This window comes from Streptomyces sp. NPDC005799 (genome assembly GCF_040630525.1).
Taxonomy (GTDB): domain Bacteria; phylum Actinomycetota; class Actinomycetes; order Streptomycetales; family Streptomycetaceae; genus Streptomyces; species Streptomyces griseorubiginosus_B.
Map to the genome: position 1 here is coordinate 34569 of NZ_JBEXXQ010000073.1, position 11937 is coordinate 46505.

General features: G+C 68.6%; 10 protein-coding genes and 1 pseudogene. 5 read left to right on the top strand and 6 right to left on the bottom strand.

Translation table 11 applies throughout. From position 1 onward, the window contains the following. Positions 1-103: 103 nt before the first annotated feature. Entirely contained in the window at positions 104-865 is a 762-nt protein-coding gene (locus ABZ453_RS44710) for an SDR family NAD(P)-dependent oxidoreductase (protein ID WP_359024831.1), read from the top strand. Here ABZ453_RS44710 and ABZ453_RS44715 read toward each other — a convergent pair. Beyond that, positions 852-1751: an enoyl-CoA hydratase-related protein gene (locus tag ABZ453_RS44715; protein WP_359024833.1), complete on the bottom strand. Its 900-nt coding sequence runs from the start codon at positions 1749-1751 to the stop codon at positions 852-854. The two genes, ABZ453_RS44710 and ABZ453_RS44715, sit on opposite strands and share 14 nt — an antisense overlap. A gap of 70 nt (positions 1752-1821) precedes the next feature. On the opposite strand from ABZ453_RS44715, the gene ABZ453_RS44720 reads away from it, so the two are divergent. After that, entirely contained in the window at positions 1822-4152 is a 2331-nt protein-coding gene (locus ABZ453_RS44720; RefSeq protein ID WP_359024834.1) for a CoA transferase, read from the top strand. Between the two features lie 73 nt (positions 4153-4225). Then, a pseudogene (locus tag ABZ453_RS44725) lies at positions 4226-4813 on the top strand (glutamine synthetase); the annotation flags it as partial. A gap of 108 nt (positions 4814-4921) precedes the next feature. Here the strand turns inward: ABZ453_RS44725 and ABZ453_RS44730 are convergent. Genes ABZ453_RS44730 through ABZ453_RS44740 form a run of 3 tightly spaced genes read right to left on the bottom strand, consistent with a single transcriptional unit; the run spans position 4922 to position 9284 of the window. Beyond that, on the bottom strand, positions 4922-5524 hold the full coding sequence (locus tag ABZ453_RS44730) for a DUF6262 family protein (RefSeq protein ID WP_358583149.1): 603 nt from the start codon (positions 5522-5524) through the stop codon (positions 4922-4924). Continuing rightward, positions 5521-8124 (bottom strand): site-specific integrase, encoded by a 2604-nt coding sequence (locus tag ABZ453_RS44735; RefSeq protein ID WP_359024836.1) that lies wholly within the window; start codon positions 8122-8124, stop codon positions 5521-5523. Before ABZ453_RS44735 ends, ABZ453_RS44730 begins: the two co-directional genes overlap by 4 nt. Next, positions 8121-9284 (bottom strand): tyrosine-type recombinase/integrase, encoded by a 1164-nt coding sequence (locus tag ABZ453_RS44740; RefSeq protein ID WP_359024837.1) that lies wholly within the window; start codon positions 9282-9284, stop codon positions 8121-8123. Before ABZ453_RS44740 ends, ABZ453_RS44735 begins: the two co-directional genes overlap by 4 nt. Positions 9285-9351: 67 nt before the next feature. Between ABZ453_RS44740 and ABZ453_RS44745 the strand changes: the two genes are divergently transcribed. After that, positions 9352-9729, top strand: a complete 378-nt coding sequence (locus ABZ453_RS44745; protein WP_359024839.1) for a hypothetical protein — start codon at positions 9352-9354, stop codon at positions 9727-9729. Between the two features lie 319 nt (positions 9730-10048). Here the strand turns inward: ABZ453_RS44745 and ABZ453_RS44750 are convergent, their stop codons facing one another. Next, a complete protein-coding gene (locus tag ABZ453_RS44750) occupies positions 10049-11203 on the bottom strand; it encodes an ISL3 family transposase (RefSeq protein WP_359024841.1) in 1155 nt (384 codons plus the stop codon). Positions 11204-11363: 160 nt separating this feature from the next. On the opposite strand from ABZ453_RS44750, the gene ABZ453_RS44755 reads away from it, so the two are divergent. Next, positions 11364-11732: a DDE-type integrase/transposase/recombinase gene (locus tag ABZ453_RS44755; RefSeq protein ID WP_359024843.1), complete on the top strand. Its 369-nt coding sequence runs from the start codon at positions 11364-11366 to the stop codon at positions 11730-11732. Positions 11733-11805: 73 nt separating this feature from the next. Here the strand turns inward: ABZ453_RS44755 and ABZ453_RS44760 are convergent, their stop codons facing one another. Then, on the bottom strand, positions 11806-11925 hold the full coding sequence (locus tag ABZ453_RS44760; RefSeq protein ID WP_359024845.1) for a hypothetical protein: 120 nt from the start codon (positions 11923-11925) through the stop codon (positions 11806-11808). Positions 11926-11937: the final 12 nt, after the last annotated feature.

Sequence of the window (11937 nt, forward strand, 5' to 3'; positions counted from 1 at the left end):
CATCGCCTCCAGCTCCGTTGCTGTCGTCGGCAGTCACTGGACTTTAACTAATGCTGTTAGATTTGTGAATACCCTGTTTCGCGACTCGCACCGGAGGTTTCCGATGGGCACCCTCGACCTCTTCCGACTCGATGGCCGCACAGTCCTCGTCACCGGGGCGAGCAGCGGCCTCGGTGCGGGGTTCGCCCGCGCTTTGAGCCAGGCGGGCGCCGATGTCGTTCTCGTGGCACGCCGGGAGGACCGGCTTCGCCTCCTGGCCGAGGAGATCGAGGCGGCGGGCGGGAAGACCGCGGTCGTCACCGCGGACGTCAGCGACCCCGAAGAGTGCAAAGGAGCCGCCGAGGCGGCCATGGCCGCATTCGGACGACTCGACGGGCTCGTGAACAACGCGGGCGTCGGCTCGGCCGTGCCCGCGCTCAAGGAGACGCCCGAGGGCTTCCGCCGGATGATCGACGTCAACCTCAACGGCGTGTTCTGGATGGCGACCGCGTGCGCCCCGCTGATGACACGCGGCTCGGCCATCGTCAACGTCTCGAGTGTTCTGGGGCTGGTCGCGCCGCGGTACCCGCAAGCGGCCTACGCCGCGAGCAAGGCGGGCGTCATCGGGCTCACACGCGACCTCGCCGGCGAGTGGTCCGCCCGCCGGGGCATCCGGGTGAATGCCCTGTGCCCGGGCTACTTCGAGTCGGAGATGACCGCGGAAGGCAGTGAGGTACTGCGCGAGATGGTGGCGGACCAGAGCATGCTGGGCCGCTTCGGTGAGCAGTCGGAACTCGACTCCGCCCTGCTGTTCCTCATCAGCCCGGCATCGTCCTACGTGACCGGAACGACGCTGGCCGTGGACGGCGGTCTCACCGTGTACTGATGTCACCCGGAGGGACCGGCCACCGAGGACCGTAGTCCGGGTAGTCCTTCGGCACGCGCAGCGGGAAGTCCGGCACTCGCTTCTCGAGGAACGCCCGCACCCCTTCCCCCACGTCCGCCATCGCCGGCAACTGGTACACACCTTGGGATTCGACGGCGTGCGCGTCCCAGGGCGACGCAGCCCCGAGCATGCTCCACAAGAGCTGGCGCGACAGGGAGACGGCCACCGTGGACGTGTTGGCGACGATGTCCCGCGCGATGTCGCAGGCCGCCTCGAGCAGCTTCTCGTCGGGCACCACCCGACTGGCCAAGCCTGAGGCCATCAGTTCGGGCGCGCCGATCAGCCGCCCCGTCAGCACCCACTCGGTGGCCCGCCCCATCCCGACGAGTCGCGGCAGAAACCAGCTCGACGCCGACTCGGTGAGCATGCCGCGACGCGGGAAGACGAACCCGACACGCGAGGACTCCCCGACAACCCGGATGTCGGCGGGCAGGACCATGGAGGCCCCACCGCCGACGGCTGCGCCGTTCACGGCCACAATCAGAGGCTTCAGCATGGCCGCCACCCGGAGCGTGACCACCCCGCCGGCGTCCCGCGGCACGCCCCCGACCGAGCCGAACCGGTCGACGAACGCGGCGTACCCCGGTTGGGGTTCCCGCCCCCCGTGATGGAAGCCCTCGTCGAGATCGGCTCCGACGCAGAAGTTACGGCCCGCTCCGGTGAGCACGACCACGGCGACGTCGTCGTCGGCCTCCGCCCGGTCGATCGCGTCGACAAGCTCCCCGCACAGTTGCAGCGTCATGGCGTTGCCCCGACCGGGACGATCGAGGGTGATCATCGCCACCCGCCGATCCACACCGTAGGCGACCACGGACGACCTGGACATCGCACCTCCGGGGATTGGCAAATAAATCGAACGTCATTAGATTAACAGCAGCCGATCGAGGAGGATCCGCATGACCGCGGGGAAGCTGCTGCTGGACGACGTTCGGGTGGTCGACCTGGGTGACGCCGTGGGCGAGGCAGCTGCTCGGCTGCTGGCCGACCTGGGCGCCGACACCGTCAAGGTCGAGCCGCCCGGCGGATCCCCCTCGCGCCGACAGGAACCCGTGGTCGAAGGCATCTCCCTCCCCTTCGCCGTCCGCAACGTGAACAAGCGCGCTGTGGCCGCGGACCTCGACACACCGAGCGGACGCGCCCTCGTGCGACGACTGCTCGCCGGCGCCGACATCGCGTTCATGACACCGCAGGTGAGCGACCGGCTCGGCATCGGCGAAACGCTCGGCGAGTACGGCCATCTGGTCGTCGTGGTCAGCTCACCGTTCGGCCGGACGGGCCCCCGCAGCGACTGGCAGGCCACCGCGCGCACCCTGTTGGCGCTCAGCGGTTCCCTGTCCCGCTCGGGGAGTCCAGGCGGAGTCCCCCTACTCCCGCCCCGGAGCATCGTCGAGGCGACCGCCGCCGCCCAGGCGGCGTGGACGGCGGTGGTCGGACACGTCGTGCGCCGTCGCACGGGCACCGGACAGATCATCGACCTCTCGCACCACGAGGCTCTGGTGACCGGTCTCGACCCGGCGTACGGCGCCCAAGGGTCCGCCGCCGCCGGAAGGTCGCGCAGGGTGCGCCGGGGCCGCCCGCCCGCGGACGTCTATCCGGTCTACCGCTGCGCCGACGGCAACGTCCGGCTGTGCCTACTCAGCGAACGCCAGTGGCGCGGCATGTTCACCTGGCTCGGCGAGCCCGAGGAGTTCGCTGATCCGGCGTACAACTCCATCGCGGCGCGCGTGGCCGCCGCCGACCGTCTCGAACCGCTCATCACCGACCTGTTCGCCGACCGGCCGGCCGCCGAACTGGTCGAGGAAGCCGCACGCCGGGGAGTGCCGCTCGCCCAGGTGCTCACCCTCGGCGACGCGGTCGCGAGCGACCACTTCACCGCTGCCGGCACCGTGGCCCTCCGGGAGATCGCCCCCGGCTTCGCCACCACTCTCCCGGTCGGTTTCGCCGACGTCGAGGGCCACCGGCTCGGGATCCGATCGGCGAGCCCGGAGCCTCCCGGCACGCAGGACACACAGGACACGCAGTGGCCCCCCAGGAACAGCCCGACGGCCTCGCACACCGACGTCGCCCCCTTCAGCGGGATCCGGGTGCTGAACCTGGGCGTGATCGTCTTCGGCGCGGAGGCCGGACGTGCTTTCGCAGACCTCGGCGCAGATGTCATCAAGATCGAGAGCACGACGTTCCCGGACGGCCTGCGCCAGACCCGGCGAGGCGAGGCGATGAACGCGTCCTTCGCCTGGGGAAACCGCGGCGAGCGCAGTCTGGGGCTGGACCTGCGCACCGACGAAGGACGACAGCTCTTCAAGGACCTGGTCCGGCACAGCGACGTCATCCTGGCCAATTTCAAACCCGGGACGCTCGACTCGCTCGGTATCGGCCATGCCGTACTCGAGGCGGTCAATCCCGGGATCGTGGTCCTGGAGAGCGCCGCGTTCAGCACGAAAGGCCCGTGGTCGAACCGGCTCGGCTACGGTCCGCTCGTCCGTGCCTCGTGCGGTGTCACCAGCCTGTGGAGGTACGCGCCCGACGACACCGAGTCGTGGGACGGCGTGACCGTCTTCCCCGACCACGTGGCGGCCAAGCTCGGAGCCCTCACGGTCGCGGCCGCGCTGCTGGCGAAGGAGCGGACCGGCCGCGGCGCGCATCTGGAGATCGCCCAGTCCGACGTGGTCCTGCACCAGTTCGCCGCACTCGCGGCGCTCGAAGCGGTCCGGCCGGGCTCGGCGATATCCGACGCAGGCGTGGGGACCGCGCTGTTCGGTGGCGTGTTCGCCTGTGCAGGCGATGACGAGTGGTGTGTGATCGACGTCCGCAACGGCCGCGAGGCGGAACTGCTGCGGCGGGCCACGGCGGCGCCGCCGGACAGTCAGGTCGACAGCGACCTGCACGAACACGTGGCGAAATGGACGGCTGAACGTCCTCCGGCAGAGATCGCGGAGACCCTGCAGGGTTTCGGAATTCCCGCCGCGGCGATGCTGCGGCAACCGGAGCTGCTCTACGATCCCCAGTCCCGCGCCCGCGGCACCTTCACCACCATGCGGCACCCACTGTTGGAAGGCGAGTTGCCGGCCGAGAACGTCGCGGCACCGTTCGGGCGGCTCGCTCCCGCGCCGTCCCGGCCGGCTCCGCTGAGCGGCGAACACACCGTCGAGATCTGCACCGAAGTGCTCGGACTGACGCCTGAACGAGTGCAGGACCTCATCGACCGGCGCGTGATCCACCAGAGCTGACGCGCACGAGGTCGAACGTGTCGCCGCCCGGCCCACGGCCTGGCGTCCTGCCACGTAGTGCCCGCGCGAGTTCGTGCTCTACACGGACGGACCGTCCGGCCGGACACCGGCGTGGGAGCACAACCTCGACTACGGCCTGCAGCATTCCCACGCGGTGAGCCACTTCTTCCGCCACCTGACCAACGCACTGCGCGAGTCCCATATCGTTCACGAGGCCATCAAAACTGAGAGCGCCGCAGGCCAGACGGAGCTGACGTTCGCCTACACCGATGCTCTGCAAGCGTGTGACGAGTACGGCCTGTTCCGCATGCTGGTCCGCGATGTGGCCGAGAAGCACGGCATGATCCCCGCCTCCATGGCCGCGCCCGAGACCGGCATCGGCAACGGCCTGCACCTGCACCTGTCGCTGTGGAGCGAGCACGACGAGCCCGCCTTCGTCCATCACCGCAGCGAGGGCCTGCCGCCGCTGATGGACCACGCTGTGGCGGGGCTGCTGTCAGCGCTCCCGCACCTCGCCCCGCTGTACGCACCCACCCCGAACAGCTACAAACGCTTCCAGCCGCGCTCGTTCGCCCCCACCCGCTTCAACTGGGGCTACGACCACCGCGGCTGCGCCATCCGCGCCTGCGGCCACGGCCCCGGCGCGCACCTCGAAGTCCGCCTCGCCGGAGCCTTTTCCGACCGCATCAGTGTCCGGGTTGTGGTTGACCTGCGTGGAGACGTCGCGTGGATGTCCGGGACGGTCGGTTGGCCGTTGAGCTCTGTGGGCTCATTTCCGAAGGCTGGTCCCTTGAGTCCCGGCCTGCTGCAGTTCGAGGATCTGGGCTTCGAGATCGGCGATGCGCTTGTCGGCGAACCGGTTGTTGGAGCGAGCGCCTTCGAGTCGTTCCTGGAGCCCACGGTGTTCCTGGGTGAGCTGAAGGACGCGTCGCTTGAGTGTGGTGTTCTCGGTGATGACGGCCTGGACGGATTCGCCGGGGACCATCTGCTCGGCGTCGCGGATCTGCCCCATCAGCTCACCGATCTGCTGTCGCTGGGCGTGTACTTCCTTCTGCGTGCGGGTCAGTTCTGCTTCGGCGTTCAGCGCCCGTTCTCGCCAGGAGGCTTCGATCCTGTCGTGTGCTTCTTCGGAGGCGCGGTCGTGACGGCTCTTGCTGGCGGTGATGGCTTTCTGGACCAGGTCGCGGGCGTCGGCGTTGTCGTAGAGGAACGTGGGCGACACGTCCGCCCGGTCAGCGATGGCCCGGACGGTGAGGCGTCCTCGTTCGCGACGCAGTTGAGCGATGGCCTTCTCGACCTGGCCGAGCTTGACCTGTGTTTGTCGACGGCGGGCAGCAACGGCTGCCTCGGTCTGGCCGGTGCCGGTGGTCATGGCAGGTCCTCGTGATCGTTGAAGTCTCCGGGGCGCGTGTGTCGGGCGAGTTCTTCGGCCCGGAAGGCGGTGGCCCAGACGCGGCCGAAGTAGTCCTGCGGGCGGCGAAGGTCGAGCGCGAGAGCCTCGTTGAGGAGGCCGACTGCCTCCAGGGCCTTCTCCAGACCGTCGATCGCACGGGCGGTCGGTTCGAAGACGTCGTGGAGGAAGTCCGCGGTGGCGGGATCAGGGGCGCGTTCGGCGAGCATGCGCCACTGCTCGCGTTTGCGGTGCCAGTAGACGAGGTCGGCGCCGGACATGACGAACTTGCTGCAGTTGTGGCAGTCCATGTTCCAGGGGCACGCGTCCCCGTTGACGACGGGCTGGTAGGTGCAGAATCCGCCCTCGGCCGGCGTGGACCGGCGAGTCAGGTCGATGGCCAGGGCTTCGGCTTCTCCTCGGCTCATGGGTGCGCCGTCGGACAAGAGGATGCCGGGCTGGGCTGCCCCGGGTCCTGCGACCCATACCGCCTGGAGGGCCTGGTCGAGTTTGGGGTCGGTGTTCGCGAGGTGCGTGTAGTGCTCGGCCATCGCATCGGAGACCTGGCCCAGGTAGCGCCTGACGTGAGTGAGGTTCGCCCCGTTCTTGATCAGGTTCGTGGCCAGAGTGTGCCTGGCCTGATGGGCGACGGAGCCGGCGAAGTTGAGGGTGTCCACCCATTCCTTGAACGAGTTCTGAAACCACCCGTAGCTCACGCTCTTGGTGCCGGTGCGGTTGGCGGTTCGCCGCGGGAACAGGGCAAGTTCGAGCCGCTCGGCCCTGGTCGGCGGGCGCCCGTGTCGTTGCGCGAAGCGGGCCTCGGACGTGGCCTGGCGGATTTCAAGCCGTTGGAAGAGCCGCTCCGAGATGCGGATCCCCTCGTCCAGCTGCCCGACCTTGGTCTGGTCGTGCCAGAGGATCGGCAGATTCCGATACCGGCCAGTGCACTCCAGCCGCAGTTTCAGCACCTCGCTGGCCCGGCGGCCAGTGACGATGATCGCTTCCCAGACATCGCGCAGTCCGCGGTCCTCACCGTCCATGCCATCGAGGCACTTCAAGTTCTCCTCGTCGGCCAGTGCCCGCGCCACGTCGTCGGAGAAGGGCCTGCGGCGCCTTCCCTTGCCGCTCCCGCCCGGGGGCAGGGCAACAATGAACTCGCGGGCGAGGCCGATCTGCTCTGCGCTGCCGGCATCCATGGCGTCCCGCAGAACGGTACGCATCCCGTCGAAAACGCGGGCCACCTGCAACTTGTTGACATCAGCGGCGTGCGCGACCCCGCGATCCGTTCTGTGGTGCACGCCGAGGGGCTTCAGCCCGTGTTCGGCTCGGTGCCGTTGGTCGGCAACGAAGCTGAGCATGTGATCCTGTGTCAGCACGGTGGGGTCGTGGCCGCCTCCGGGCGCCTCGGCTTCGAGGTAGGCGCTGATCTCCACGCATGCGCGCCGCAGGCGGATGATCGGGCTCCCGCTGCGGGGTGGATCGGTCGTCAGCCGCAGGTCTGTCCAGTCCCAGAGCAGGTCGCGAAGCCAGCGTTGGGAGATGGCCGACAGGTCGATGTGGCTTCTGTGGTTGGTGAGACGGACCCCGTAGTGCTCGGTCTCGATGTAGCCGGCATCCCTGGTGTCCTGCCGGGTGAAGTAGACGAGCCGCAGGTGACGAAGCATCAGCTGAGCGATGTTGCGTGGATGCTCAGGGAGCTCTTCAAGGACAAGATCGGCCAGCGAGTTGACGCCCCGCCGACGGCATTCGGTGGCGAGGCGCTGAACCACGGTGAGGGGCCAGCGGGCCCCTTCGGCAGGGCCCCGGGCATGGTGGAAGAGTCCCCACTTGATCTCCGCCCGCGCCAGTGGCCGCAAGCCCAGCAGGCTCAGGACGCCGTCCGTCCTGCAGATCGCGTCGCTCTGTACGCACCAGCGCCGGAAGACGGCCTCGTCCGCGTAGACGACCTCTACCCGGTGGGGCTCACCCGTGCTCTGGTCATTCACCGCTGCGGCGCCGCCGGGCTTTCCTTCCCGGGTGTAGCGCGAGAGGTGATGCGCGCACAGGCCGAGCCAGTCGGCTCCCGGATGCGGGCAGGCCGACACCCGGCACACGCCGAAGTCCGGGAACGGCAGCTGCCAGAGAACCCACTCGTCGAAGCTCGCCTGCTGTCCCCTTCGCCGCCGGTTGGAACGCCATTTACCCAGCTTGCTTGCGTGCAGATAGCACAGCCCGTCGCTGCGGTGGGCCAATGCGTGGGGGCAGATCAGGCACGGACCGAAGGCACGAGTGCCCTTCGCCTTCAACGGCTTGGCCTTGCGGAGGAAGTCGACGATGCTGTCACCGTTGCGCTGAACCGCGGACCACTCGACACTGTGCTCGCAGCAGAACTCTCCCCACGTGGCGCGGGACCGCTCGCATCCGGAAACCGGGCAACACCACCCGTATACCGGGTGGTCCGGCACGATCCGGATCACGTCCTCGCGCAGCACCGGGTCGAAGGTCGGCGCCGCGATCAGAGCATGAAGGATCTCCAGCCGGTCCGGGGTTGTGCGGGTTTCCGCGGCCGGGTTCGCGATGAGCTTCAACAGCGGGGCGGTCACACCTTCTCACCCCAGATGGCCTGCAAGGCGGCGGTGAACTGCGGTGAGTGGAGGTCCGGATGCCCGTAGACCTCATCCACCATCTGGGCCGATGCCCAGTTGCCGGCCACCTTCGCCACCATCGGGTCGTTGGAGACGTCCAGGATGTCGTTGGTGATCTGGTGTCGGAATGCCTGCGGCTTGATCCGCCCGGGCAACTCCGCGCGGCGTCCGGCCCGCCGCAGCATGCCGCGGGCCGCATCCGCCGACCAGGGCTCACCCCGGTTCGGGCCGGCCAACTGGATCAACAACATGCCGTGCCCGGCGGCGTACTGCGCGTACTCGGTCGTCATGTAGGTGAAGTAGCTGCTGATCATGGCAGGGCTGACGCGGTAGATCTCCCCGCCGGTAATCACCCCGTTCACCGGCTTCCAGGCCGGTTTGATCTTGGCTGCCGCTCCGTTCGGATTACCCCATCGATGGCAGACATGCAGATGAGGACTCTTGCACTCCCCGCAGTCCGCGTTCTCCCGCAGGTGCAGGTCCACCAGGTGCAGCCCGGTCAGCCCGCCGATCCGCAGGCTCGTGTCGGAAAGCCACCGCACGACCATCTTGTCTCGGGCCGTGTTCACGATCTCCAGCAGCTCCGGCTTGGCCCCGTCCGGCAGCATCTTCGGGTGCCGGCGCCTCGGCGGCCGCGACGGTGCCAGAGGGTTGGCGGGCATCGAGGTCTTCAGGTGTCCCAGGAAGGACCGGCGGCGGTCCGCCTTGGTCGGCAGACGCCCCACCGACAGTGCCGCCCGCAGCTCGTCGTTGACGCCGTTGCCGGCGCAGTTGTGAAGGTAGAAGCCCTTCAGACACGCAGCGGCGACCTGGAGGGCCGAGGCGCCGTACGGCTTCTTCGGCGGCATCCGCCACGGCTGCCCGTACGGCATCGGGACCTTTGCCCCCACCGCCCCCATGTAGCGGTGCAGGTCCAGCATCGTCACCGTCTCGGTGGTCAGGCCCTCCCGGACCCGCCACCGCAGGTGATCCACGAGGGAGTAGGCGTACGTCTTCTGCGACCCCGAGCCATCGAACGGCCTGAGGTAGGAGTCCGCTTCCCCATCCACCGAGCCGTCCGGCCACAGGATCGTGTACGACCGGCCACCACCCGACCGCACCAGCACCTGAACCCTCAAGTCCCCAACAACCACTCGGCTCCGCACCATCGCTCCCCCCATCCCGTCCACGTGATGGAGACAACTGATGCAGTCGGTTAACAGGCACGGAACCACGCCCACGCAGCCCCAAACGGATGACACGGACACTCAGAACGCAGTTGGAAAAGGCGCGGACGCCAACGCCTACCTCGCGCTCGCCGCCTACGTGGCGGCGATGGCCCACGGCATCGAGGAGCGGCTGACCGCCCGGCCGGCCTGCGACGGGGACGCCTACCAGGACCAGGCGACGGGGCCGCTCTTTACCGACCTCAGTGAAGCCCTCACGTACTTCGACAACAGCACCATCGCCCAGCTCCTGGTCGGCAAGGACGTGGTGCGGCACTACGCCCAGGCGTCGCGCGCCGAACTCGCCTGGCACCGCAGGCACGTCACTGACATGGAGCGGCAACGCGGCATCCGCTGATACACCCTGCCTCCGGGTGTAACTCCCCCATCGGCGGCAGGGCCCAGCACCCCGCTCCCAGGACCGGACGGCGGTCCGGGGAACGACAGCCCGCCGCTGTCCGACCGGCCTCTCTGCACCGGGTGGGCGGCCCCACATCGGTACCGCGCTGATCGTCGAGGAGGAACCTTGATTGGCACCGCCTTACCGCAAGCCCGCGACCTGTTCGCGCTCAGCGCCGACCGCATTCGCCGCGCTGCGGGCGAGCTCTGGCCCGGCCAAACGATGACCCTTACCGATCATGTCCCCTCCGTCACCGGCTACGTCCACCGCGCCACCGTCAACGGCCGGGACCTGTACGCGAAGGACTCGAGGTGGCAGCGAGTTTGGTGACCTCGGGGATGTCGCTGTCCGCGTACCAGGTGAGGAACTTCCATCTGGCGTGGCCGATTTGTTCGCGGTCGGCGCCGGTGCGGGCCAGTGCGAGCAGGGTGCGCAAGCTCTCCTTGGCGATCCAGGCGGTGAGGAGTCGTTGTCCGATCGGTCCTTCGTCCAGGAGTGGGTTCCACATCCGTTCGAACTGCTCGTCGGTGAGGTCTTCGCGGTTACGCAGGAGGCGGTTGCGGGCCTTCCACTCCGGGTCGGTAGCGCGTCCGCGTCGGTCCCGGACTTCGGCGGTGGTGCGGCGCCGAACAGTGGAGAGCATCTTGTTGGCGAGCTGGACTACATGGAAGTGGTCGACCACGATCACCGCGTGGGGCAGGCCGGTGCGGATTGCGGCGTGGTAGGTGGCGGACATGTCGATGGCGGCGTAGCGGATGTTCGTGCGCCAGGTCAGTGGGGTGGTGAACAGCCAGGCCAGGACGTCGGCGGCGCTGCGTCCCTCGACCTGGCCGAGGAGAGCGCCAGTGCCGAGGGCGTCGACGAAGCCGGTGTGCCAGCGGTCCCGGGTCAGCTGCCACTTCCCGGTGTCGGGGTCCTGCTCCCAGCGGGGCCGCCCGCGCCTCGTCTCGTCCACGCCCAGCACCTCCACCTCGGGCAGCTCGGCCTCGGTCACCTCACCGGAGGCCGTGCGGAATGCGGACATCACCGTTGGCCAGGAGATGCGCAGGTCGCGGGCGGCCTGGACGACGGTGGAGCCGGCATCACGCACCCGCAGGGCCGCGGCCCGACGCAGCCGGGCAGTGATCCGGGCACCCGCCGGAATCTGGGGCACCTGCTCCGTGAAGGATTTTCGGGTGCAGTCCGGTTCATGGCAGTACCAGCGGCGTTTGAGCCATGTCAGCTCCAATCCCCGTTCCCCGTAGGGGAGATCACGTGGCCGGGTGCGGACCAGGCCCCTCACCCGTAAAGCCAACGTCCCGCAGGACGGGCAGGCCCTCGCGGTCTCGTCCGCGGTGACCAGGTGCACCCGCCGGGTACCGTCCGCCAGACACTCGATCCGCTCCACGGCCAGGCCGTCGAGGTCCAACAGCTTCGTCGTATTGTTGTCCAAGCCCGTGGTTCCATGTGATCAAGCTGCGTAGAGAACAGTCATGATCGTTTATGGCCACGGGCGCCTTGCGCCCCGGGTCCGGACAGCCAATCACTCACACTGCGTGACAAGCACGACCAACGACGGACATCGCACCCCGCCTAACTTCGAAGACCCGCATATGGCGGAGATCGTCACCAGCGAGGGCAAGCTGTACCTGGCCACCGTGATCGATCTGTTCTCGCGCCGCCTGCTCGGCTACGCGATGGGCGAGCGCCACGACGCGGAGCTGGTCGTCGCCTCCCTGCATATGGCCGCGGCCACCCGCGGCGGCGACGTCAGGGGCGCGCTCTTCCACTCGGACCGAGGCAGCCCAATACCAGTCACGGCGCTTCAAACGGGCCTGCCGCTGGCTCGGCGTGACCCAGTCCATGGGCCGTGTCGGCTCGTGTTTCGACTGCCGTCAGCGAGGCGTTCAACAGCGTACTCAAGGCCGCGTATGTCTACCGGCGCACCTTCACCACCCGCACCGAGGCGCGGGTCAACTTGACCCGGCCCTGAAGGACCGGGCTTGGAGGTAGCGCCCAGCTGGCTGCTGGGTTGACTCCTCCGTCCAGACACCCCTACCGGGTGGCAGGGGCGCGTGACTCACGCCCCGCATTCCACACGCTCTCGCCACGGGTGGCGATGTTGTGGGAAGCATTCCGGTCGGCGTGGGCAACGACCCCGCACCCCCGGCAGATGAAGAGTCCCTG